This is a genomic window from Aeromonas sp. SCS5 (assembly GCF_001887375.1).
GTDB classification, from domain to species: Bacteria; Pseudomonadota; Gammaproteobacteria; order Enterobacterales; family Aeromonadaceae; genus Aeromonas; species Aeromonas jandaei.
Map to the genome: position 1 here is coordinate 173031 of NZ_LFCS01000005.1, position 23302 is coordinate 196332.

Sequence of the window (23302 nt, forward strand, 5' to 3'; positions counted from 1 at the left end):
CCTTGTTTGATCGCCACCTGATCCCCGTTATCCGCAGCCCCCTCACCCGGCTCGCCAAACCGCTCTGCCGCGCCGGGGTCAGCGCCAACCAGATAAGCCTCACCGGCTTTGCCATCGGCATGCTGGCGTTGCCGCTGCTGGCCTTGGGCTGCTATCAGTGGGCGCTCGCGGCCATCCTGTTCAACCGGCTGCTGGACGGGCTCGATGGCGCCGTGGCACGGGAAACTGGCATCACCGACTGCGGCGGCTTTCTCGATATCACGCTGGATTTCATCTTTTACGCCGCCGTGGTGCTGGGCTTTGCCCTTGCCGCCCCCGCCAATGCGCTGCCCGCCGCCACCCTGCTGTTTGCCTTCATGGGCACCGGCTCGAGCTTTCTGGCGTTTGCCATCATGGCGGGCAAGCGGGGCATCGACAATCCGGTCTACCACCACAAGTCTCTCTACTATCTGGGCGGCCTCACCGAGGGGAGCGAGACCATCGCCCTGTTCGTGCTGATGTGCCTGTGGCCCGCCGCCTTCGCCCCGCTCGCCTACGGATTTGCCCTGCTCTGCGCCATCACCACCCTGACCCGGCTCTGGAGCGGTTACCACACGCTACGCCCCCCCCGGTGCTAACCAGTGCCGCCCTCACCGGAGGGCTAATCCATCACGCGATGAATTGACGATGGGTGCAGCGCACGGAACACTTGCGCCCGGATGACAATGTTTTACCATGGCGGCACTTTTATCAGTCTCCTTGAGAACCCTATGCGTCGCCTTGCCTCTCTTCTCACTCTGTCGTTGTTTCCTCTGCTCGGTGGCTGCAGCAGCACGCCGGCTGCCAAGCCCGTGGTCGTCCCCCAACCCAAGAGCGCCTTCATCAACCAGACACCGTCGCGCAGCCCCGTTTACAGCCAGGGGGTGAGCAAAGGGGACTTCGCCAATCGCACCAATGTGGACAGGTTCGTCCAGAAGATGGTCGAGAAGCACGGCTTTGACAGCGCCCAGCTGCATCAGGTACTGGCGCAGGCAGAGCGCTACGACTGGATCATCCGTCTGATGGATGCCCAAGCGCCGACCACCGCCAAGCCCACCGGCCCGACCGGCGCCTGGAACCGCTACCGCGCCAAGTTCATCACCCCGGACAACGTACAGAACGGCGTCAACTTCTGGCGCGAATACGCGAGCGAACTCAATCGTGCGGAGCAGATCTACGGAGTGCCGCCCGAGATCATCGTCGGCATTATCGGGGTCGAGACCCGCTGGGGCCGGGTGATGGGCAAGACCCGCATTCTGGATGCGCTGGCCACCCTGGCGTTTGATTACCCGCGCCGCGCCGAGTTCTTCACCAGCGAACTGGAAGCCTTCCTGGTGATGACCCGCGATGAGGGGATGGATCCCACCGAACCCAAAGGCTCCTACGCCGGCGCCATGGGCTACGGCCAGTTCATGCCCTCCAGCTTCCAGCGCTATGCGGTGGATTTTGACGGCAACGGCCACACCAACCTGTGGGATCCGGTGGATGCCATCGGCAGCGTCGCCAACTACTTCAAGGCCCACGGCTGGGAGAAGGGGCAACCGGTGGCGGTGCGTGGTCAGGGACAGCTGCCCGGCTATGAGCACGGCTTCCAGACCCGCTACCCGGTCGCCTCCCTGCGTCGCGCCGGGCTGACGCCAACCAGCAGCCTTGGCAACCACAGCGAGGCGAGCCTGCTGCGCCTCGATGTCGGCACCGGCTACCAATACTGGTACGGTCTGCCCAACTTCTACGCCATCACCCGTTACAACCACAGCACCCACTACGCCATGGCGGTGTGGCAGCTGGGGCTGGCGGTGAAGGCGGCGCGCTGACAAACCGCGATCAGCAGATAAAAAAAGGAGCCTTAACGGCTCCTTTTTTATACCAATTACTTTATTTATTCACGGCAGATTGACCCGAAATCAGACCCCGGCCTTGGCCAGTGCCGCGGAGACGATCTGCTGGGCCTCCTGCTGGATGAGGTCGAGGTGCGCGTCGCCCTTGAAACTCTCCATGTAGATCTTGTAGATGGACTCGGTGCCGGAGGGGCGCGCCGCGAACCAGCCGTTCTCGGTCACCACCTTGAGGCCGCCGATGGCTGCATCGTTGCCCGGCGCCTTGGTCAGCTTGGCGATGATGGGCTCACCGGCCAGAGTGGAGGCTTCCACCAGCGCCGGATCCAGCTTGGAGAGCACCGCCTTCTGGGCGCTGTTGGCCGGGGCGTCGATGCGGCGGTAGCTGGAGCGGCCAAATTTGGCTTCCAGTGCGTCGTAGTGGGCCTGCGGATCCTTGCCGGTGACCGCCAGAATTTCTGCCGCCAGCAGCGCCAGAATGAAGCCATCCTTGTCAGTGGTCCAGACGGTGCCATCTTTGCGCAGGAAAGAGGCGCCTGCGCTCTCCTCGCCACCAAAGCCGAACTCGCCGCTGTAGAGGCCATCCACGAACCACTTGAAGCCGACCGGAACCTCTTTCAGGGTGCGGCCAATCTCGCCGGCAACCCGGTCGATCATGGAGGAAGAGACCAGCGTCTTGCCGACGGCTGCATCGGCAGACCAGCCGGTGCGATGGGTAAACAGATACTGGATTGCCACCGCCAGATAGTGGTTCGGGTTCATCAGGCCGGACTTGGTGACGATGCCGTGACGGTCGTAGTCAGGGTCGTTGCCAAGGGCGATGTCGAACTTGTCCTTGAGAGCGATCAGGCTCGCCATGGCGAACGGGCTGGAGCAGTCCATCCGGATCTTGCCGTCTTTATCCAGGGTCATGAAGGAGAAGGTCGGGTCGACCTTGTAGTTCACCACCTCGATGTTCAGGCCGTAGGTCTTGGCGATGACGTCCCAGTAGGCGACGCCGGAGCCGCCCAGCGGATCGACACCGATCTTGATGCCTGCGTTCTTGATGGCGTCCATGTCCAACACGTTCTTCAGATCATCCACATAAGGGGTGACATAGTCGTGCAGGGCCACGAACGGGCTCTTGAGCGCCTCGGCGAACGTCATGCGCTTCACGCCGGCCAGACCCGCTTCCAGGATCGCGTTGGCACGATCCTCGACCCACTTGGTGATCTCCCCTTCGGCGGGGCCACCGTGAGGCGGGTTGTACTTGAAGCCACCATCTTCCGGCGGGTTGTGGGACGGAGTGATCACCACGCCGTCAGCACGGGCAGCCGGTTTGCCTGCATTGTGGCGCAGGATGGCGTGAGAGATGACCGGGGTCGGGGTAAAGCCGAGGCCAGCCTGAATGCGGGTTTCAACGCCATTGGCGGCCAGCACTTCGACGGCGCTGGCAAAGGCGGATTCGGACAGGGCGTGAGTATCCATGCCGACAAACAGCGGGCCAGTGATGCCGGCCTGCTGGCGATACTCCACCAGTGCCTGAGTCACAGCCAGAATATGGGATTCGGTAAAGGCGCTGTGCAGGGCGCTGCCACGGTGGCCGGAGGTACCGAAGGCAACTCGCTGCTCGGGGCGGCTCATGTCCGGCTTGTTGAGGTAGTAGGCGCTGACCAGACGGGGAATATTGGTCAGGTCGCTTAAACGGGCCGGCTGACCGGCGTGGGAATGCTGAGCCATGGCGTTTTCCTTGCGTAATGGCGGCCTTGTCGGGCAAGGCCTGAGTCTTGAAAAACCGTTAGATTGCGCCGCACACCTGCGCGATCACCTCGTCGCCGTAGCCCATGCTGCTCATCAGCTGGGCCACCATGTTCTGCTTGCGACTGGTATTGGTGTTGGTGATCACCCAGAACGGGGTTTCCGGTACCGGCTTGGGCTTGGTGGTGCTGCCACTGGCGCGCAGAGCCTCGGGATCCCGCGAGAAATAGACGCGCTTGCGCCCCTTGATTTCGGTGGCCTGGGTAAACCCGACCGGATCGTCCCGGTAGAGGGTACTCAGCACCTGCATGAAACGGTTGATGGACTTCTCTTCCTGTTGCAGCTCGCCTGAGTCGAGCAGGGCTTGCAGCCCCTGCGGAGCGGCAACGGCACGGTGTGGTGCCGCCAAGGCTGGCTCGGCAACGGCGGCTGACGCGGCCCCCTGAGCAGGCTGTTCCAGCAGACGGCGCAGGATGTCGGAGGCACTCTCACCGATGTGCCGGGTCTGGCTGGCGATATAGAAGTAGAGATCGTCATCAAGCTCGATGGTTTTCATAGGGATGCGCTGGACTCGTCGAAATTCGGATGCGGCGATTATACATAGGCAAACCCGACAGCCCAAGGGAGGGGCTGGCAGATGTACATGAATCTCATCGAGAATACGGCATAATAGCGGCCCAAGTGTGTGATCGGCCGCACTGATAGCCGATCTGAACGGGATTTTTTAGAAAAAAAACCACACAAATTTCCCCTTCATCACACGAAATCCTTTTCTTTCCAGTGCGTTAAATCATATCGGCAACGCACTCATGACCGAACAAGGTGTCATTTTGCAACAAAAGAGCGTAGTGAACTTCAAAGAGCAGGGTCAGGGTCCGGCCGTCATTCTGATCCACGGGCTGTTCGGCAGCCTCGATAACCTGGGCCTGCTGGCCCGCGCCCTCGGCGAGCACTATCGGGTCATCAGCGTCGATCTGCGCAACCACGGCACCTCGTTTCGCAGCGACGACATGAGCTATCCGGCGCAGGCCGCCGACATACTCGCGCTGATGGATCACCTTGGGCTGGATCAGGCGGCGCTAGTCGGCCACTCCATGGGAGGCAAGGTCGGGATGCAGCTTGCCAAGCTGGCGCCCGCGCGGGTGAGCCGGCTGGTGGTGGCCGACATGGCGCCGGTCGCCTATCCCCACTCCCGCCACCAGAATGTGTTCGCCGGCCTCAACGCCACTCTGGCGGCACAGCCCCAGAACCGCAGCGATGCAGAGCGCATTCTGGCCGAACATATCGAGATCGCCGGGGTGCGCCAGTTTCTGCTCAAATCCTTCGCCAAAGGTGACGATGGCTGGCAGTGGCGCTTCAATGTGCCTGCTCTTGAGGAGAACTACGCCAACATCATGGGCTGGCCCGAGGATGAGCGCCGCTTCGAGGGGCCAGTGCTCTTTATCAAGGGGGGGGATTCCGATTACATGCAGCCGCAATACAGCGAGGCGGCACTGGCCCAATTCCCGGCAGCAAAGGTGCGCGTCATCGCCGGAACCGGCCACTGGCTGCATGCGGAAAAACCGATGTTGTTCAACAAACTGGTTGTGGATTTCCTGTCCACAGGCGGTTAACAGTTCCAAATCCTTTGTGATATAGTGCGCCCGTCATAAGGAGTGTGCGCAATCCATGCTAAGTGAACATATCGACCTGATCGAAAGTTTGGGCCTCAAGTTATTCTTTGTGGCCATTTTCATATTGATTGGCTTGGCCATTCAGGACGTTCTCAAACGCGGCAACGTGCCCCGTTTCGGTCGTTTCATCGTCTGGTTGGTACTGTTTCTGGGTTGTGCAGGTTTTGTCGCCAAGGGGCTGATCGAACTGGGCTGGGAAGGCTCAGGACTAGGCTAACAATTTTCATCTGTGATGTATGGCCAAACAGCAAACTGATCGAACAACACTGGATCTGTTCGCAAACGAGAAGCGCCCCGGCAGGCCAAAGACCAACCCACTCCCCCGCGAGACCCAACTCAAGATCAACAAGCGTAACCAGCTTAAGCGCGATCGGGAGAATGGGCTGAAGCGGGTAGAGTTAAAGGTGGAGGCCGAGTTGCTGGAGCGCCTGAACCAACTTGCGTTGCAACAGAACATCAGCCGAGCCGAGCTGATCCAATCTATCCTGAAGCAACAGATTGAGTCCGCCTTTGCGGTGGATATTGCAGTCTGAGCGTCAAGCATTAACACCAAATACGGGTAACTAAACACTATGGCAAGTGTAGGTCTGTTTTTTGGCAGCGATACCGGTAACACCGAAGCTGTCGCCAAGATGATCCAGAAAGAGCTGGGCAAGAATCTGATTGAAGTCCGTGACATCGCCAAGAGCAGCAAGGCCGACATCGAGAACTTCGATCTGCTGATGTTCGGCATCCCGACCTGGTACTACGGCGAAGCACAGGCCGACTGGGACGACTTCTTCCCCGATCTGGGCGAAATCGACTTCACCAACAAGCTGGTTGCCATCTTCGGTTGTGGCGACCAGGAAGACTACGCCGAGTACTTCCTCGACGCCATGGGTACCCTGCGCGACATCGTTGAAGCCAAAGGCGCCATCATCATCGGTCACTGGCCGACTGCCGGTTACGAATTCGAAGCCTCCAAGGCGCTGGTAGATGACAAACACTTCGTCGGTCTGGGCATCGACGAAGATCGTCAGCCGGAGCTGACCGCCGAGCGCGTCAAAGGCTGGTGCAAGCAGCTGCACGAAGAGATGTGCCTGGGCGAGCTGGAGTAATCGCCTCCCCCTGCTTGAAGCAACAAGGGCCCCGTCGGGGCCCTTGTTCTATCTGCAATTTGCTGCCGTTCACTCTCCCCTGTGCTCGGGCTTGGCCCGCACATAGAGAGTGCGTTTCACCTGCGCTACCAGCTCCCCATGACCGTCCTGCACCGTCACCTCGAATTCGGGAAAGTACTTGATCCCCCCTTCGGTCGCCGCCACGATTTCGGCCAGCTTGCCGTCGCTCAGGTTGAATTCCGCCACCAGCTTGCCCTTGCCAGGCTTGATGTAGTTGATGCTGCCCGCCTTGTCCCAGACGTAATAACGGTTCTTGAAATAGCCCATCAGCATCAGCGGATAGATGGGATCGGTCATGGCAAACATGCTGCCGCCAAACTGGGTGCGGTTGGCATTCTTGTTCCACCAGCGGGATTTGAGGGTGACCCGGCAGAAGCGAAAATCATCGCTCAGGGTCTCTATCTTGATGCCGGCGCCCCAGAAAGGGGGCCAGGCATTGAGGGCGCGGCGCACCCAGGCCGCGTTGTCAAAAAGCCAATCCATGGATCTCATCCGACCAGACATGTGAAAGTTACATCTTATCAACATCTGCCATCCCGGCAAGTCGATCAAGGTGATTGATTATTTCAATCCAGACCCGGATGAGTGGCTAAACCCTTTGAATTTGCGGGTTTATTTTTAGGGATGCAACGACCTATAATGACAGGCCAAGCGAGTTGAAGGTTGCCATTCCCGCGGCAGTCCATCAGAATAAACCCCACCTTCGAGAATGCGAATAAGTAGAATATGGCAGACAACAACCAAGCGTTAAAAAAGGCCGGGCTCAAGATCACCTTGCCCCGGGTCAAGATCCTGGAAATCCTGCAACAGCCGGACTGCCAACACACCAGTGCCGAAGATCTCTATAAACGCCTGATCGATCTGGGTGAAGAGATTGGCCTCGCCACCGTCTACCGCGTTCTCAACCAGTTTGACGATGCCGGTATCGTGACCCGCCATCACTTCGAAGGGGGCAAGTCGGTATTCGAACTGGCGACCCAGGAGCACCACGACCATCTGGTTTGCCTGGACTGCGGCAAGGTGATCGAGTTCTCCGACGAGGTGATCGAGCAGCGCCAGAGCGAGATCGCCAAGAAGCACAATATCCGTCTCACCAACCACAGTCTCTACCTCTACGGTCACTGTGCCAGCGGTGAGTGCAAGCACGACGACTGAGTCGGCTGCAACATCAGATCACGGACAATAAAAAAGCCAGCATCAGCTGGCTTTTTTATTGTCCGAAACAGGATAGAAGCACAATGGAGGGCAGAGTCTCCCCTGCCCCACTGTATCAGCCTTCTACCTTGCCCCAGGAGTCGCGCAGGGCAACAGTGCGGTTGAACACCAGATGCTCCGGGCTGGAGAGCTTGTTGTCGGCGCAGAAGTAGCCTTCGCGCTCGAACTGGTAAGCCTGCTCCGGCTTGGCGTTCTTGAGCGAAGCCTCGACACGGGCACCCTCGATGATCACCAGGGATTCCGGGTTCAGGGCAGCTTCGAAGTCCTCTTCGGCGCCCGGGTTCGGCACCTTGAACAGACGGTCATAGAGACGTACTTCTGCCGGCAGGGAGTGAGTGGCGCTGACCCAGTGGATCACCCCTTTCACCTTGCGGCCATCGGCCGGATCCTTGCCCAGGGTCTCTGGATCGTAGCTGCAGTAGATGCAGGTAACCTTGCCGTCGGCATCCTTCTCGATGCGCTCGGCCTTGATGACATAGGCATTGCGCAGACGCACTTCCTTGCCCAGCACCAGACGCTTGAACTGCTTGTTGGCTTCTTCTTTGAAGTCGGCTTCGTCGATGAAGATTTCGCGGGTAAAGTTCAGCTCGCGGGTACCCATCTCGGCGTTGCTCGGGTGAGCCGGGGCGGTCAGCACTTCATCGGCAGCCAGGTTCTCGATCACCACCTTCACCGGGTGCAGCACGGCCATGGCGCGCGGCGCATTCTCGTTGAGGTCTTCACGGATGCAGGCTTCCAGCATGCTCATCTCGACGATGTTGTCCTGCTTGGTCACGCCGATGCGCTTGCAGAACTCGCGGATGGAGGCCGGGGTGTAACCACGGCGACGCAGACCGGAGACGGTCAGCATGCGCGGGTCGTCCCAACCATCGACGTGCTTCTCGGTCACCAGCAGGTTCAGCTTGCGCTTGGACATGACGGTGTATTCGAGGTTCAGACGAGAGAACTCGTACTGACGCGGGTGACAGTCGATAGTGATGTTGTCCAGCACCCAGTCGTACAGACGACGGTTGTCCTGGAACTCCAGAGTACAGATGGAGTGGGTGATCCCTTCCAGGGCGTCCGAGATGCAGTGAGTGAAGTCATACATCGGGTAGATGCACCACTTGTCACCGGTCTGGTGGTGGTGGGCAAACTTGATGCGATAGATAACCGGATCGCGCATCACCATGAAGGGAGAAGCCATGTCGATCTTGGCGCGCAGGCAGACGGAGCCCTCGGCAAACTCGCCGTTCTTCATCTTCTCGAACAGGGCCAGGTTCTCTGCCACGCTGCGGTCGCGGAACGGGCTGTTCTTGCCCGGCTCGGTCAGGGTGCCGCGGTACTCGCGCATCTGCTCGGGGGAGAGCTCGTCCACATAGGCCAGACCCTTTTCGATCAGTTCAACGGCGTAGCCGTGCAGCTTGTCGAAATAGTCGGAGGAGTAGCAGATCTCGCCGTTCCACTGGAAGCCGAGCCACTGCACGTCCTGCTTGATGGACTCAACGTACTCGATATCTTCCTTCGCCGGGTTGGTATCGTCAAAGCGCAGGTTGCACTGGCCCTGATAGTCGCGGGCGATGCCGAAGTTCAGGCAGATGGATTTGGCGTGGCCGATATGGAGATAACCGTTCGGCTCGGGCGGAAAACGGGTATGCACGCTGCTGTGCTTACCGCTGGCCAGATCTTCATCAATGATCTGACGAATAAAGTTAGTTGGGCTGTTCGCCTGACTCATGGCTCACCTCAAAAAAGCGTCACTGGCGGAAGTTGTGCCGGCTGGCACCCTCATCCCCCCGCCGTCAAGCCGGATATGATCCCTCATTACGCGCCCTGCCTCAACCTGAATTTGGCAGTTCCGGGCTATTGGCGTGCTAAAAAGCGGGTCAAAGCAGCCTCGTAATGCCGGATGTATAAAAAAGCCCCGCACAAGGCGGGGCTGAAAGTGATGAAAAACAAAACAGACAATACACACACAACAAAGGCTCACACGCACAGTCAACCTTTCCCAAATCCGATAGACCATCGCCCTTGGGAAAGGCGGGTCTTGCGACCCACCTTGCGTTACGAGATGTGTACTATCAGTTCAGCTCGGTGACGCGGCTGCTGCGCTTGCCATCGAAGCTGGTGGTACGCAGGTAGACCTTGCCGTCAACGGTCGGCTTGGCCGCGGCGTCGTAGGCACTCCAGGTCTTGCCGTCCAGGCTGTACTGGATGGGCAGACCCGGCAGATCCACGTTCGCTTCCAGCACACCGTTCACCACTTTGGCACCCGGTACGGAGAGGCGGTATTCAACACCGGCCTGATCCAGTTTCGGCAGAACGCGCTGACCCAGCACGTTGGCGAACTGGTTCCACTCTTTGTTCAGAGTGGCCTTGTTGACATGCTTGGTCTCGCCGGAGAACTCGCGACCTTTCACATAGTTCAGCTCGAAGCCACCCTTGTGCCATGCGCGCTCGGCCATGGAGAAGATACGCGGGTAAACCATGTACTCGTACTGAGCGTCGGTACGTACGGTTTCACTCCACTGCTGACCGGAGATACCCTTGAACTTGACCGGATCCTGGTCACCCTTGGCCACGAAGGCGTTGCCATCGCGGTCAACCGAGGTCTCGGCGTTCTGCGGCAGGTTTTCCGGGGCGAAGGCGAACACCTTGCGGGTGTCATTGAAACGGGTTGCCCAGTAGTAGCCACGCTCAGCCGGGTGCACCTCGTTCGGGAAGTCGAAGTAGAGGTAATCCGGGTTGGAGAGGACCACTTCGTAACCCTTGTGCGCCCACTTCATCGCTTCGTTGAAGCCACCCCAGTAGAGGGTTTCCCAGAAGTTGACACGGGTGTTGTCGGTGGCAAAGTCCTTGGCGCTGTTGGCGTACTTCAGACCATCTTCCCACGCCTGCAGGGTGGAGAAGCCGTGGCCTTTAACCATCTCGCCCACTTCCTTGGCGAAGTAAACCGGCAGCTCGGCAACGTCCTTGATCTTGCCATCGTCGATCATCTTCTGGCACATCGGGGACTTGCCAAACGGCTTGTCCTGCTTGCTGGAGTCGACGTTGCCTTTCCATGCCACCAGCTCTTCTTTCTTGGTGACGGCCGGATCCTGATAACCACCGCCCTGCATGATGTTCTTCGCTTCGTCACCACCGTAGTGCCATGCGGTCAGCGGCTGGCCGGCGGCCTGGTGCATCTGGGCAACTTCATCCATCACCTTGGCCACGAAGGTGGCAGCACCCGGCTGGCAAGGGTTGATGAAGGACATCTTGTCGTAGAACTGAACCGAGGTGACGTTGGAGGTATCAGCCGGGTCAGTCAGGCGGAACTGGTTGGCTTCGGCTTCTTTGCCTTCAGCCATCAGACGCTTGTAACGCGCTTCCATGGAGACCACGGCTGCACGGGCGTGCGCCGGCATGTTGATCTCGGGGATAACGGTCACACCGCGCGCTCTGGCATAACGCACCAGGTCGATATAGTCGGACTTGCTGTAGAAGCCGGAGCCCTGGTTGTCGCTGGTCGGGCCGGAGCCCAGTTGCGGCAGCAGGCACTTGGTTTCGGAGAGATCGTGGCAACGCTGGCTACCGACCTGAGTCAGTTCCGGCAGGCCCGGGATCTCGAGACGCCAGCCTTCATCGTTGGTCAGACCCAGGTGCAGCACGTTGAGCTTCATGGCAGACATCTGGTCAACCAGCTTCTTCATGGTGTCCAGGCTGCGGAAGTGACGAGCCACGTCGGTCTGCATACCGCGGTATTCAAAGCGCGGCGCATCTTCAACGGTCATCTGGCTAACCAGCTTGTCGTTGACCCCCAGGAGGGAGATCAGGGACTGAGCACCCCAGTAGGCGCCTTCGATGTCGTGACCCTGGATAACAGTGCCTTTCTTGCCGATGGTCATGTCATAACCTTCGGCCTGCTTGAGCTTGCTGCCCAGCTTGATGGTGACCGGGTAGCCGGTGTCGGAGAGGGTAACACCCAGCTTGGTCAGTTGTGCTTTCAGGGCTTCGGCACGATCGCTCGGCAGATCCAGGGCATTGAGTTTGATGGTGGAGAAGTCAACCTGCGGGCCAGCCTTGACCACCTGCTTCATCGGGGTCGGCAGGATCTGGTTGTCGACCTTGCCAACCGGCAGCAGAGTGCTGGTCTGGTTGGCAGCGAAACGGGTCTCGCTGTTCATCAGGATGTTCTTGTCATCCTTGATGCGCTTCCAACCATCAGCCGGCATCGGCTTCTCGTAGGTGGTGGCATCATCGATGTTGCTCATGCTGGCCAGCACTTTCGGCTCGGCACCTTCGCTGGCGACATACCAGTTTGGCATGATGTCAGATTCGAAAAGAACCCAATATTCGACCACCAACGGTACTTCGACGGTGGCATCCTTGGCGAACCCCTGGAACTTCTCGGTTGGCGTCAAACGATAGAGGTCGCCGGTCAGGTGAGTGATGGTGAACTGGTCGTTGTCCACCCGCTGGATGCGGCGGATGGAGGAGACATAGATGCTCCAGTCCTTGGAGGTGACGTCAGCACCGGTGTTGGTCAGGTGCAGCTTGGCAACGCCACAGCTCGCCCACTCGGAGCCCAGCGCCTGGCAATCGAGACCGGCACCAGCGCCATCGTTGGTGACCACTTCATACTTGACCACCAGATTGTTGGCGAGGGAGTCGACCACGGCTTGCTTGGCAGCATCGGCTGCCTGGACCTGGCTGACGAAAACGGTAGACATGGCAATGGCTAACAGAGAATGTTTCAAGTTCATAACTGCTGCTCTCATTTGAAGTAAAGGTTGGATTTTCTTGGCTTTTTTTTATATGGGGCCCCGAGGCGGGGCCCTTAGTTATGTCAACAATGGACTTAGACTTGAGGTGAGCGAGTCGCTCGATTAACGCAGGGCTTTCATCTCACCGGCGATGATTTCGGCCAATGGGCCCAGAATCACCTGCAGGTTCTGCTCGCCGAGCTTGACCACACCGGCCGCACCCAGGGCTTTCAGCTTGCGCTCATCGACGATGCTGCGGTCTTTCAGGGTCAGACGCAGACGAGTGATGCAGGCATCGATGGTAACCAGGTTGTCCTGACCGCCCAACACTTCCAGATACTGCTTGGCCAGCTCGGTACGGTTGGTGGACTGGGCAGCAGCCGGAGCAGCAGCTTCATCATCTTCACGACCCGGGGTTTTCAGGTTCAGCTTGGCAATGACTACGCGGAACACTGTGTAGTAGAGGCCGAAGAAGACCAGACCCTGAGGGATCAGCATGTACCAGTTGGTTGCCAGCGGGTTGCGGCTGGAGAGCACCATATCCACCAGACCGGCACTGAAACCGAAACCAGCCATCCAGTGCATGGAGGCAGCGATGAACACGGAGATACCGGTCAGCACGGCGTGGATGACATACAGTACCGGAGCTACGAACATGAAGGAGAATTCGAGCGGCTCGGTTACACCGGTGAAGAAGGAGGCAAAGGCAGCAGCGATCATGATGGACGCAACTTTCTCTTTGTTCTCTTTCTTGGCGGAGTGGTAGATGGCCAGAGCGGCACCCGGCAGACCGAACATCATGATGGGGAAGAAGCCAGCCTGGTACATACCGACCACGCCTTTCACCTGATCCAGGCTCTTGCCAGCGGCCAGAGCGGCATCGATGGTAGCCTGACCACCCAGGAAGTTCGGGATGTCGTTGATACCGGCCACGTTGAACCAGAACACGGAGTTCAGGGCGTGGTGCAGACCAATCGGGATCAGCAGACGGTTGAAGAAGGCGTAGATACCGGCGCCGGTGGAGCCCAGGCTCACGATGGACTCACCGAAGGAGACCAGACCACCGTAGATTGCCGGCCATACTGCCATCAGGATGAAAGATACGACGATCATCACGACGGAGGTTACGATCGGTACCAGACGACGACCGGAGAAGAAGGAGAGAGCCTTGTGCAGCTCTACGCTGCTGAAGCGGTTGTACAGCTCAGCGGCGATAACACCACACAGGATACCCACGAACTGGTTGCTGATCTTGGCAAACGCGGCAGGAACCTGCTCCACCGGGATGCTCTTGATCTGGGCCACAGCGCCCGGGCTCAGCAGGGTGGTAACGACCAGGAAGCCGACCAGACCTGCCAGAGCAGCAGAACCGTCTTTATCCTTGGACATACCGTAAGCAACACCAACTGCGAACAGTACGGACATGTTATCGATAATGGCTGCGCCCGCTTTAATCAGGAAGGCGGCCAACGCGCTCTCACCACCCCAACCATTCGGGTCAATCCAGTAGCCAACCCCCATCAGGATCGCGGCGGCAGGCAATACCGCTACCGGCACCATCAGGGCACGGCCGATCTTTTGCAAATAACCGAGAATGTTCACGGTTCCTCTCCTTAGTTAATGTTTTTCTAGAAATTAAGTGCTTATCACGTTTGACGCATAAGCCATCAAGGCTTGATTTGCAGTCTAGGGCTTTTATTTCGCTGCGCAAATTAATAAACCGATAATCGTGATCGTTATCACCCAAACAAGATAAAGGTGGTGGATAGATGTGGCTTAGTTCGCAATCTTTATTTACGCTATAAAACAACTTAAATTCGTCTTAGCCCATTGCCACCGTCAAGCCGGTCGCAACCCGACACAGAGGTATCCATATGCGCCTTATCCCGTTGAAGTCCGCCAGCCAAGTAGGCCTGTGGTCTGCCCGTTACATCGTTGACCGTATCAATGCCTTCAAGCCGACAGCAGACCGCCCCTTCGTACTGGGCCTGCCCACCGGTGGCACTCCGCTCAATACCTACAAGCGTCTGATCGAGTTGCACAAGGCTGGCGAAGTGAGCTTCCAGAACGTGGTCACCTTCAACATGGACGAGTACGTCGGCCTGCCGGAAGATCACCCGGAGAGCTACCACAGCTTCATGCACAACAACTTCTTCAGCCACATCGACATCCGTCCCGAGAACATCAACATCCTCAACGGCAATGCCGAAGATCTGGTGGCCGAGTGCAAGCGCTACGAAGAGAAGATCAAATCCTACGGCAAGATCAACCTGTTCATGGGCGGCGTCGGCAATGACGGCCACATCGCGTTCAACGAACCGGCCTCTTCCCTCTCCTCTCGTACCCGGGTCAAGACCCTGACCGAGGATACCCGCATCGCCAACTCCCGCTTCTTCGGTGGCGACATGGAGCAGGTGCCCAAGCTGGCGCTGACCGTGGGTGTCGGTACCCTGATGGATGCGGAAGAGATCATGATCCTGGTGACCGGCCACGGCAAGGCACTGGCTCTGCAGGCCGCCGTGGAAGGCAGCGTCAACCACATGTGGACCATCTCCACCCTGCAACTGCATCCGAAAGGAATGATGGTGTGCGACGAGCCCTCCACCATGGAGCTCAAGGTCAAGACCGTTCGCTACTTCCAGCAGCTGGAAGCCGCCAACATCGGCCGTCTGTAAGGAGCGCCCATGTACGCATTGACCAACTGCACTCTCTATACCGGCAGCTGTGTGCTGACCGGTTACGGGGTGCTTATTGAGGGCGACAAGATTGTCGCCATCTCCCGCGAGGCCGAGCTGCCTGCGGGTATCGAACAGATTGACCTCAAAGGCGCCAATCTGACCGCCGGTTTCATCGACGTGCAACTCAACGGCTGTGGTGGCGTGATGTTCAATACCGACATCACCACCGAAACCCTAGCCACCATGCAGGCGGCCAACCTGAAATCCGGCACCACCAGCTTCCTGCCGACCCTGATCACCAGTCCGGATGCGGACATGAAGCAGGCCGTCGCCGTCACCCGTGACTACATGGCCGCCCACCCCAACGAGGTGCTGGGTGTCCATCTGGAAGGTCCCTACACCAACCTCAAGCGCAAGGGGATCCACCCTGCCGCGCAAATCCGCCAGCCAGCGGACGAGATGATCGACTTCTTCTGCGCCAACGCGGACGCCATCGCCAAGATCACCCTGGCACCGGAGCGCAACGATCCGGCCCACGTTCGCCGTCTGGTGGATGCGGGGATCCTGGTCTCTGCCGGCCATACCGCCGCCAGTTATGACCAGGCGATGACTGGCTTTGACAACGGCATTCGCTTTGCCACTCACCTCTACAACGCCATGACCCCGACCCTCAACGGTCGCGAGCCGGGTGTTGTGGGGGCCATTTATGACCGCAAGGATGTCTACGCTGGCGTCATCGTCGATGGCCACCATGTGCACTGGGCCAACGTGCGTCTGGCACACAAGATCCTTGGTGAGCGACTGGTGCTGGTTACCGATGCCACTGCTGCGGCAGGTGCGCCGGAAGGGTTTGAGAAATTTGATTTTTGTGGCACCACCGTCTTTTTGCGCGATGGTCAGTGCATTGACGAGAATGGTACACTCGGCGGTTCCTCCCTCACCATGATTGAAGGGGTGGAGAATCTGGTCAAGCAGGTCGGATTACCGCTCGATGAAGCACTGAGAATGGCCAGCCTCTATCCCGCGCGCGCCATTGGATTGGACTCACGTCTCGGTAGTATCCAGGTCGGTAAAGTAGCCAACCTCACTGTCTTCGATCAGGACTTCACGGTCCGTGGGACCGTGGTTAACGGACACTACACACAACAGTGACATCATGACTGGCGGACAAATAGCAAACGTAGATCTTATCAAGCAGGTCAACAGTGCAGCCGTATATCGGCTCATCGACCTGCAAGGCCCCATCTCGCGGGTCAAAATTGCCGAGTTGAGTCAGCTGGCCCCGGCCAGCGTGACCAAAATAACCCGGCAACTGATCGAGCATGGCCTGATCAAGGAGACCTCTCCGCAAGCCTCCACCGGCGGGCGGCGAGCCATCTCGCTGACCACCATCAAGCATCGCTTTCAGTTTGTCTCCGCCAAGCTGGGCCGTGGCTACCTGCAGCTGAGTCTCTATGATCTCGACGGCAAGGAGCTCGACCAGCACGTCATTCAGGTGACCGAGATCGACCAGCAGCCCGTGGTCGACATGCTGCTGCGGGAAATTGGCGCCTTCATCGACGCCAACGCCGAGCGCAGCCGCAATCTCATCAGCATCGCCCTCACCATGCCGGGTCTGGTCAATCCGGAATCCGGCATGGTCATCTATACCCCCAAGTACCAGATCCGCAATCTGGGACTGGCGAAGCTGCTTGAGAACCACTTTAACCTCCCCTGCTACGTGGGCAACGACACCCGCTCGCTGGCGCTGGCCGAACACTTCTTCGGCGAGTCCCGCGACTGCATGGACTCAATTCTGGTGAGCGTCCACCAGGGCACAGGCTCCGGGATCATCACCAAGGGTCAGGTGTTCCTCGGCCAGAACCGCAACGTCGGCGAGATCGGCCATATCCAGGTCGAGCCGCTCGGCAAGCGCTGCCACTGCGGCAACTTTGGTTGCCTTGAGACCATCGCCTCCAACGAAGCGATCATCGACAAGGTGAAGGAGCTTATCAGCCGCGGCCACCAGAGCTCGCTGCAGGAGAAGCACATCACCATTCAGGAGGTGTGCAAGGCGGCGCTGGCGGGCGACGAACTGGCTCGCAGCGTCATCGAGAACGTCGGCGAGCATCTGGGACGGGCGGTAGCCATCACGGTCAACCTCTTCAACCCGCAAAAGGTGCTGATCGCCGGCGAAATCACCGCAGCCGAAGAGATCCTCTTCCCGGCTATCCGCCGCTGCGTAGAGCACCAGTCCCTGCCAAGCTTCCACCGTGGCCTGCCCATCGTGAAGGCGCGCTTCCAGAACCAGCCGACCTATGGTGGCTTTGCGCTGGTCAAACGTGCCCTGCTGGAGGGAGACCTGCTGCAGATCATCATGGAGCAGAAGTAAGGTTTATCTTTTGCAATAAAAAACGGCAGCCAGTGGCTGCCGTTTTTTATTGGGCGAATCTCGACCCCTTATTACTGACTTCTGCAGGCTTTGAAAAGATCCAGCTCCCCGTCGTAGACCTTGGTCTGCACATCCATGATCCCCAGCATCGAGTGGAACAGGTTGTCGTGGGAGAAGCGCTTGCTGCTCGCCTCCCCGGCCAGGCAGCTCATATCCAGCTGACGGGCGGCCACCATTTGCGGAGAGAGCCAGGTCAGCAGGGGGACTTTGGTCTGATCGTCCGGCGCGAACTTGTAGGGTGTGCCGTGCAGGTAAAGCCCCATGGCCCCTAGCGACTCACCGTGATCCGAGAGGTAGAGCAGGCCGGTGTTGTACTTGCTCTCCAGAGCCTTGAGCTTGTCGATAAGCTGCGCCACCACCTTGTCGGTATAGCGGATAGTGTTGTCATAGGTGTTGACCAGCTCCTCGTCGCTGCAGTTTTCAATGTCGCTGCGCGGGCAGTCGGGCACGAATACCCGATCACTGGCTGGATAGCGGCGATAGTAGGTCGGACCATGGCTCCCCATCAGGTGAAAGACCACCAGCTTGCTGCCCTTCATTCGGGCGATCTGCTGATCCAGCCCTTCCAGCAGTACCTCGTCATAACAGGAACCACCCTTGCAGAAGGCCGGATAATCCTTTGGCGCTATATCGATGGTCGGCACATTGCGGCATACCCCCTTGCAACCGGCATCGTTGTCCTTCCAGAGCACCGAGATGCCGGCATGCTGCAGCACATCGAGCAAGCCATCCTGAGCGTTCGCCTGCTGCTCGTCATAGCCACGGCGAGTCAGGTTGGAGAACATGCAGGGCACCGAAACCGCGGTGGCGGTGCCGCAGGAGCGCACATCCCGAAACGAGACGATCCCTTCCTCTTTATCGGTAAAGCTGTTGGTCGGTTTGTCATAACCGTTGAGGGAGTAGTTTTTGCTGCGTGCCGTCTCCCCCACCACCAGAAACATCAGGGTCGGTTTATCCCCTTTGGCGATGACTTTGGCATCCGTCCCCAAGGGTTGATAAGGGATGGGAGTGGCAAATACCACGTCGCGGGCATATTTGTAGATGCCGTTGACATAGTTGGCCGGCACTATCTGTTTACCCAGGATCCGATGATTGCGGCCGATCGAGACGTAATCCTGATAGTAAAGTGCGGCAACACCTCCTACGAACAGCAGCGAGAGGGCCAGTGCGCCAGCCCTGATGGCCAGCCCCTTGTACCAGTTTTCCGGATAGTGCACCTTCAGCGACCAGAGCACCACCATGGGCAACACGCCGGTCAGCAGGAACCAGAGCACAACCGGCACATTCAGGTAGGAGGTCGCCTCGCTGTTGTTGGTCTCCACTATGTTCTGGATCATGCTGGCATCGAAGATGACGCCGTACTTGAGCATGGCGTAACTGACGATGGAGCCCGTCAGGATCAGCAGCGAAAAGAAGGGCTTGAGCAACCAGCGGAAGGTAAAGGGGATAAAGACGGCGTTGAGTGCGGCAAGCAGCACCAGAGGAACCGAGATAACGAAACCGGCCCGGACATGTTCCAGGCCACTGATAACAGAATAAAAACGAAGAAAGAAAGGCCAGTTCAGCACCAGTGCAAAAAAGAGCACCAGCAACAAATTCACCTTCATCACACCGAGCGTGATGCGCATAGAAGACTCCTGAATGCCGGACGACACAATAAATGGCGGGGCAACACTACCAGAAACAGTGCCGCCAGCGTAGAAGGCAAAAATTAAGCGCGAATTAAGAGATAACGCAGCGCTCCGTGCGTATCATCACAGCCTCGCATCCAGTCAACCGTTACCTTGGTTTTTTTGTTGTCTATCCATCGGATTTTGCTAGCTTGTTGGGTAGGCATTCAAGAAATGCGAGTTCATCAATGGCACTGATCGAAGCCTCTATAGAACAGCTGAGGGTTGGCCACTTTATCCATCTTCCCACCGGATGGACTAACCATCCATTTATGTTCAATGCCTTCAAAATCAAGGATCAGCAGCAGCTGGACATCATTCGCCACCTTGATCTGAACCTCATGATGGTGGACCCCGACAAGAGCGACCTGCCGATCGAGCCGCTACTGCGCGGCGATGTGCCCGATGCCGGCCCCGACCTCGAAGAGCTGGAAGAGCTGATCGCCTCTGGCCCGCCCCCCTTTGACGAAAAAGCCTTCCGCCGCTCCATGCGTGCCGCCGACAAGGCATTTGGCCAGTCGATGAGCGAGTTGCGCGACGCATTGGGATCCCTCAACCTGAAACCGGACGAGGGACTGGCCAATACCGCCCAGATTGTTCGCAATGCCGCCCTCCAGCTCAGTCAGCATGAAGGGCCGCTTGGACTGCACCTAATCCGCAACCCCCACACCGACATTTTGCTGCAACACAGCCTCAACGTGGCCTTTATCGCCATGCTGATGGCACGCGAGCTGGGCATGAACCCCATCGAACTGGAAGAGACCGGTCTGGCCGGACTTATCCACGATATCGGCGAGCTCAAGATACCGAGCCAGATCATCCAGAAGCGTGGTGAGCTCAGCAAGGCAGAGCAAAATTTTCTCAATATGCACCCGCAATACGGGCTCGACATGCTGACCCAGCTCAATGCCTTCGAGCCCAAGATCCGTCAGGTGGCACATCTGCATCATGAACGGCTCGACGGCAGCGGATATCCGCTGGGGATCAAGGGAGGGGAGATACCACCGCTGGCGCGTCTGATCGGACTGGTGGACTTTTATGACGAGCTGCTGCATCCGCGCAGCAGCGCCAATCCGGCGGCGCCCAGCCAGGCCATCAGCCAGCTCTACAAATTATCTCAGAAGAAGTTCGATCAGACGCTGGTCAAGCTGCTGGTCAAGGTGCTGGGGGTTTATCCACCGGGATCGCTGGTGAAACTCTCGGACGAAACGGTGGCGCTGGTGTTGTCCACCGAACCGACCATGCCGCTCAAACCGAAAATTCTCACCTATATCAAGGGGCAACGCCCGGAAGCCGTACCGATGATCGATCTGCGCGAAGATGAGCGCACTATCACCGCTTTTATCAAGCAGGAAGAGCTGGATGAGGGGCAACGGCTCTTCTTCAATCTGACCCGTCGCTTCTGCTACTACTTTGCGTTTTGAGTTATCCCCAGAAGCTGGGGATAACTCATTGGACAAACCGGAATAATTGCTCGAAGACCCGCCGAAAGGTTGTCATCTGACCATGTATAAAAAACGCCCAGCCATTGGGCCGGGCGGAGCATGCCACCTCCGTGTGGCGTATCCAGCGGATACATTCATGCTCCATCCACCAATACCAACCCCGGTGCGCTTACACAAATATCAATTTAACTTGCTGATTTAATATGGTTTTATCCAGCCGTTCTGGCAAACTGGCAGACCGTGCCGCCCCGTTCGGCAGCCAGAACAAGATCCTGATCACACTTATGCACGGGCTGGCGATTATTTCACCCGACTTATGAGGAGCGTTTTTTATGCAGTTGGTCCTCTCCTTGCTGCAGCAGATGAGCGTCAGTCTGGTGATCGCCTACCTCTTTTCCAAAAGCCCGCTGCTGCGCCCGCTTGCCAACTATTCCGTCAGACTACCTCACAAGGTACTGATATACATTATTTTTTCCAGCTTTTGCATCCTTGGCACCTATGTCGGCCTCGACATCGATGACGCCATCGCCAACACCCGGGCCGTCGGTGCCGTACTGGGCGGCTTGCTGGGTGGTCCGCTGGTGGGATTTCTGGTCGGACTGACCGGGGGTTTGCATCGCTATACTCTGGGGGGATTCACCGATCTCGCCTGCGCCATCTCCACCACCTGCGAAGGGCTCTTGGGCGGCATAGTGCACTGGCGCCTGATGCGGGCCGGCAAGATGGATGCACTGTTCGAGCCACGCATCGCCTTCTTTACCACCCTCTATGCCGAAATCCTGCAGATGGTCATCATCCTGCTGGTGGCGACCCCGTTCGACAAATCCCTGCTGCTGGTGCGCACCATCGCCACCCCGATGATTTTGGCCAACTCCTGCGGCGCGGCGCTCTTTATCAGCATGATCCGCGATCAGCAGCAGATGTATGAGAAGTTCTCCCGGGTCTTCTCCGCCAAGGCGCTCAATATCGCCAACCGCACCGTGGGGATCATGAGTCAGGGCTTTACCCCCGAGGCAAGTCACAAGATAGCCCGCATCATTCAGGAGGAGACAGGCGTCGGTGCCGTAGCCATTACGGATACCGACAAGATCCTCGCCTTTATCGGCACCGGCGAAGATCACCACTTGCCGGGCACGCCCATCACCTCGGCTATCACCATGCGCGCCATAGAGCGCAACAAGGTGTTGTTCGCCGATGGCAATGCCCAGCCCTATCGCTGCAGCCTTTCGCCTCAATGCCAGTTGGGCTCTGTACTGGTGATCCCGCTGCAGGGGGACAAAGGAGTGATCGGCACCATCAAGCTCTACGAGCCCAAAAAGCGGCTCTTTCTCAAGATCAACCACACCCTGGGGGAAGGGATCGCCAACCTGCTGTCACAACAGCTGCTGGCCGGTCGGCTGGAGCAGCAGCAGCGGCTGCTGGTGCAGTCCGAACTCAAACTGATCCAGGCCCAGATCAATCCCCATTTTCTGTTCAATACCCTCAACACCATCAGCGCCATCACCCGCCAGGATCCGGGCAAGGCGCGGGATCTGCTGCTGCATTTGTCGCGATTTTTCCGCAAGAATCTCAAGCGCCAGAGCGGCCTTACCACCCTGCAGGAGGAGCAGGAGCACTGCCGCTCCTATCTGGAGATCGAGCTGGCCCGCTTTGGCGATCGACTGACGGTGCAAAACGATATTCCGGCCCATCTGGCCACGCTGCAGTTGCCAAGCTTCACCCTGCAGCCCCTTATCGAAAATGCCATCAAGCACGGCATCTCCACCCTGCTGGAGAAGGGGTGCCTGCATCTCTACACGGAAGAGACACAGGAGACAGTAACCATCCATGTGGAGGACAACGCCGGTGCCTGGCAGCCACGCCCGGCCGGGGATGGACTGGGAATGACCATAGTGGACCGGCGCCTCAAGAGCGCCTTTGGCGAGCGCTACGGGGTGACCGTGAGCTGCGAGCCGGAACAGTGGACGCGTGTCTCCGTCACCTTGCCCAAGGAGCAACCATGATCCGGACCCTGATTGTCGACGATGAACACTACGCCCGCGAAGAGCTGAAACAGCACCTTGCCTGTGATCCCGCCATCGAGATAGTGGGGGAAGCAGGCAATGCCATCGAGGCGCTGCCGCTTATTCAGCGCCTCAAGCCAGACGTGGTCTTTCTCGATATCCAGATGCCAAAGCTGAGCGGCATGGAGCTGGTCGCCATGCTTGACCCCCTGCCCCGCATCGTCTTTGTCACCGCCTTTGACGAGTACGCCATTCAGGCCTTTGAGGAGAACGCCTTCGACTACCTGCTCAAGCCGGTGGAACCGGCGCGGCTGGCCAAGACCCTCGCCCGTCTCAAGCAGGATATCTCCCCACAACCAGTCGAAGCGCTGGCCCCCGCCATCCGCCATATTCCCGGCTATCTGCACAACCGGGTACGGCTGCTGCCCATCGAGCAGGTGGAGTATGCCTTCTCCGATCTGGGCGGCGTCCATGTCGCCTGTCAGGGCGAACTGTTCCACACTCAGCTCACCCTCAAATCCCTGGAGGAGAAGAGCCCGCTGCTGCGCTGCCACCGCCAGTATCTCATCGCCCCCGACGCCATCTTCGAGATCCGGCTGCTCGATAACCAGCTGGCGGAGATAGTCACCCCGAGCGGCACCCGGGTGCCAGTCAGTCGCCGCTACCTGAAAGAGCTCAAGGAGCAACTGGGACTGGAGTGAACCGTGGAGTGTGCG

20 protein-coding genes are annotated in these 23302 nt (G+C 58.5%); 13 read left to right on the forward strand and 7 right to left on the reverse strand.

What is annotated here, in order from left to right; translation table 11 throughout:
- The first annotated feature begins 2 nt into the window (after positions 1 to 2).
- A complete protein-coding gene (locus tag BS300_RS07035; RefSeq protein ID WP_071911963.1) occupies positions 3 to 617 on the forward strand; it encodes a CDP-alcohol phosphatidyltransferase family protein in 615 nt (204 codons plus the stop codon).
- Positions 618 to 749: 132 nt separating this feature from the next.
- A complete protein-coding gene (gene mltB, locus BS300_RS07040; protein ID WP_042032420.1) occupies positions 750 to 1832 on the forward strand; it encodes a lytic murein transglycosylase B in 1083 nt (360 codons plus the stop codon).
- A 90-nt stretch (positions 1833 to 1922) separates the two neighbouring features.
- On the opposite strand, the gene pgm is transcribed toward mltB, so the two are convergent.
- A complete protein-coding gene (pgm, locus tag BS300_RS07045) occupies positions 1923 to 3572 on the reverse strand; it encodes a phosphoglucomutase (alpha-D-glucose-1,6-bisphosphate-dependent) (protein ID WP_071911748.1) in 1650 nt (549 codons plus the stop codon).
- 58 nt (positions 3573 to 3630) lie between these two features.
- Entirely contained in the window at positions 3631 to 4146 is a 516-nt protein-coding gene (seqA, locus tag BS300_RS07050; protein ID WP_071911750.1) for a replication initiation negative regulator SeqA, read from the reverse strand.
- Between the two features lie 292 nt (positions 4147 to 4438).
- Between seqA and BS300_RS07055 the strand changes: the two genes are divergently transcribed.
- Genes BS300_RS07055 through fldA form a run of 4 tightly spaced genes read left to right on the forward strand, consistent with a single transcriptional unit; the run spans position 4439 to position 6360 of the window.
- A complete protein-coding gene (locus tag BS300_RS07055) occupies positions 4439 to 5203 on the forward strand; it encodes an alpha/beta fold hydrolase (protein WP_071911752.1) in 765 nt (254 codons plus the stop codon).
- A 55-nt stretch (positions 5204 to 5258) separates the two neighbouring features.
- Entirely contained in the window at positions 5259 to 5480 is a 222-nt protein-coding gene (locus tag BS300_RS07060) for a DUF2788 domain-containing protein (RefSeq protein ID WP_005334296.1), read from the forward strand.
- 19 nt (positions 5481 to 5499) lie between these two features.
- The gene (gene ybfE, locus BS300_RS07065) at positions 5500 to 5796 is read left to right on the forward strand and encodes a LexA regulated protein (protein WP_005334297.1); all 297 of its coding nucleotides are present in this window, start codon (positions 5500 to 5502) and stop codon (positions 5794 to 5796) included.
- Between the two features lie 39 nt (positions 5797 to 5835).
- Complete coding sequence (gene fldA, locus BS300_RS07070; RefSeq protein ID WP_033113451.1) at positions 5836 to 6360, forward strand: flavodoxin FldA; 525 nt, start codon at positions 5836 to 5838, stop codon at positions 6358 to 6360.
- A gap of 69 nt (positions 6361 to 6429) precedes the next feature.
- Here the strand turns inward: fldA and BS300_RS07075 are convergent, their stop codons facing one another.
- Positions 6430 to 6903 carry a DUF4442 domain-containing protein gene (locus BS300_RS07075; protein WP_071911754.1) on the reverse strand — a complete coding sequence of 158 codons (474 nt, stop codon included), beginning with the start codon at positions 6901 to 6903 and terminating at the stop codon, positions 6430 to 6432.
- A gap of 243 nt (positions 6904 to 7146) precedes the next feature.
- Between BS300_RS07075 and fur the strand changes: the two genes are divergently transcribed.
- Positions 7147 to 7575 (forward strand): ferric iron uptake transcriptional regulator, encoded by a 429-nt coding sequence (fur, locus tag BS300_RS07080; RefSeq protein WP_033113453.1) that lies wholly within the window; start codon positions 7147 to 7149, stop codon positions 7573 to 7575.
- A 115-nt stretch (positions 7576 to 7690) separates the two neighbouring features.
- Here the strand turns inward: fur and glnS are convergent, their stop codons facing one another.
- The 3 genes from glnS to nagE form a co-directional block, all read right to left on the reverse strand.
- Positions 7691 to 9352, reverse strand: a complete 1662-nt coding sequence (gene glnS / locus BS300_RS07085) for a glutamine--tRNA ligase (RefSeq protein WP_042032417.1) — start codon at positions 9350 to 9352, stop codon at positions 7691 to 7693.
- 343 nt (positions 9353 to 9695) lie between these two features.
- The gene (locus BS300_RS07090) at positions 9696 to 12359 is read right to left on the reverse strand and encodes a beta-N-acetylhexosaminidase (RefSeq protein ID WP_071911756.1); all 2664 of its coding nucleotides are present in this window, start codon (positions 12357 to 12359) and stop codon (positions 9696 to 9698) included.
- Positions 12360 to 12482: 123 nt separating this feature from the next.
- Positions 12483 to 13961 carry an N-acetylglucosamine-specific PTS transporter subunit IIBC gene (nagE, locus tag BS300_RS07095; RefSeq protein WP_043851328.1) on the reverse strand — a complete coding sequence of 493 codons (1479 nt, stop codon included), beginning with the start codon at positions 13959 to 13961 and terminating at the stop codon, positions 12483 to 12485.
- Positions 13962 to 14233: 272 nt separating this feature from the next.
- Here nagE and nagB point away from each other — a divergent pair, with 272 nt between their 5' ends.
- The 3 genes from nagB to BS300_RS07110 are packed head-to-tail and all read left to right on the forward strand — an operon-like array spanning position 14234 to position 17408.
- Positions 14234 to 15034, forward strand: coding sequence for a glucosamine-6-phosphate deaminase (gene nagB / locus BS300_RS07100; RefSeq protein ID WP_071911758.1), 801 nt, complete (start codon positions 14234 to 14236; stop codon positions 15032 to 15034).
- Between the two features lie 9 nt (positions 15035 to 15043).
- Positions 15044 to 16189: an N-acetylglucosamine-6-phosphate deacetylase gene (gene nagA / locus BS300_RS07105; RefSeq protein ID WP_071911760.1), complete on the forward strand. Its 1146-nt coding sequence runs from the start codon at positions 15044 to 15046 to the stop codon at positions 16187 to 16189.
- Between the two features lie 4 nt (positions 16190 to 16193).
- The gene (locus BS300_RS07110; protein ID WP_033113459.1) at positions 16194 to 17408 is read left to right on the forward strand and encodes an ROK family protein; all 1215 of its coding nucleotides are present in this window, start codon (positions 16194 to 16196) and stop codon (positions 17406 to 17408) included.
- Between the two features lie 71 nt (positions 17409 to 17479).
- Here the strand turns inward: BS300_RS07110 and BS300_RS07115 are convergent, their stop codons facing one another.
- Positions 17480 to 19096, reverse strand: a complete 1617-nt coding sequence (locus tag BS300_RS07115; protein WP_071911762.1) for a phosphoethanolamine--lipid A transferase — start codon at positions 19094 to 19096, stop codon at positions 17480 to 17482.
- Positions 19097 to 19326: 230 nt separating this feature from the next.
- On the opposite strand from BS300_RS07115, the gene BS300_RS07120 reads away from it, so the two are divergent.
- The 3 genes from BS300_RS07120 to btsR all read left to right on the forward strand — a co-directional run bounded on the left by BS300_RS07120 (position 19327) and on the right by btsR (position 23287).
- Positions 19327 to 20562, forward strand: a complete 1236-nt coding sequence (locus BS300_RS07120) for an HD-GYP domain-containing protein (RefSeq protein WP_042032413.1) — start codon at positions 19327 to 19329, stop codon at positions 20560 to 20562.
- 353 nt (positions 20563 to 20915) lie between these two features.
- Entirely contained in the window at positions 20916 to 22586 is a 1671-nt protein-coding gene (locus tag BS300_RS07125) for a sensor histidine kinase (protein WP_071911764.1), read from the forward strand.
- Positions 22583 to 23287 carry a two-component system response regulator BtsR gene (gene btsR / locus BS300_RS07130; RefSeq protein ID WP_071911766.1) on the forward strand — a complete coding sequence of 235 codons (705 nt, stop codon included), beginning with the start codon at positions 22583 to 22585 and terminating at the stop codon, positions 23285 to 23287. Before BS300_RS07125 ends, btsR begins: the two co-directional genes overlap by 4 nt.
- Positions 23288 to 23302: the final 15 nt, after the last annotated feature.

Bases quoted from the DNA above. Each gene is read 5' to 3' on its own strand.
- BS300_RS07115 (WP_071911762.1), bottom strand. From the start codon at position 19,096: ATGCGCATCACGCTCGGTGTGATGAAGGTGAATTTGTTGCTGGTGCTC.
- BS300_RS07110 (WP_033113459.1), top strand. From the start codon at position 16,194: ATGACTGGCGGACAAATAGCAAACGTAGATCTTATCAAGCAGGTCAAC.
- BS300_RS07060 (WP_005334296.1), top strand. From the start codon at position 5,259: ATGCTAAGTGAACATATCGACCTGATCGAAAGTTTGGGCCTCAAGTTA.
- fur (WP_033113453.1), top strand. From the start codon at position 7,147: ATGGCAGACAACAACCAAGCGTTAAAAAAGGCCGGGCTCAAGATCACC.
- nagB (WP_071911758.1), top strand. From the start codon at position 14,234: ATGCGCCTTATCCCGTTGAAGTCCGCCAGCCAAGTAGGCCTGTGGTCT.
- glnS (WP_042032417.1), bottom strand. From the start codon at position 9,352: ATGAGTCAGGCGAACAGCCCAACTAACTTTATTCGTCAGATCATTGAT.
- seqA (WP_071911750.1), bottom strand. From the start codon at position 4,146: ATGAAAACCATCGAGCTTGATGACGATCTCTACTTCTATATCGCCAGC.
- nagA (WP_071911760.1), top strand. From the start codon at position 15,044: ATGTACGCATTGACCAACTGCACTCTCTATACCGGCAGCTGTGTGCTG.
- mltB (WP_042032420.1), top strand. From the start codon at position 750: ATGCGTCGCCTTGCCTCTCTTCTCACTCTGTCGTTGTTTCCTCTGCTC.
- btsR (WP_071911766.1), top strand. From the start codon at position 22,583: ATGATCCGGACCCTGATTGTCGACGATGAACACTACGCCCGCGAAGAG.
- ybfE (WP_005334297.1), top strand. From the start codon at position 5,500: ATGGCCAAACAGCAAACTGATCGAACAACACTGGATCTGTTCGCAAAC.
- pgm (WP_071911748.1), bottom strand. From the start codon at position 3,572: ATGGCTCAGCATTCCCACGCCGGTCAGCCGGCCCGTTTAAGCGACCTG.
- BS300_RS07120 (WP_042032413.1), top strand. From the start codon at position 19,327: ATGGCACTGATCGAAGCCTCTATAGAACAGCTGAGGGTTGGCCACTTT.
- fldA (WP_033113451.1), top strand. From the start codon at position 5,836: ATGGCAAGTGTAGGTCTGTTTTTTGGCAGCGATACCGGTAACACCGAA.
- BS300_RS07090 (WP_071911756.1), bottom strand. From the start codon at position 12,359: ATGAACTTGAAACATTCTCTGTTAGCCATTGCCATGTCTACCGTTTTC.
- BS300_RS07125 (WP_071911764.1), top strand. From the start codon at position 20,916: ATGCAGTTGGTCCTCTCCTTGCTGCAGCAGATGAGCGTCAGTCTGGTG.
- BS300_RS07075 (WP_071911754.1), bottom strand. From the start codon at position 6,903: ATGGATTGGCTTTTTGACAACGCGGCCTGGGTGCGCCGCGCCCTCAAT.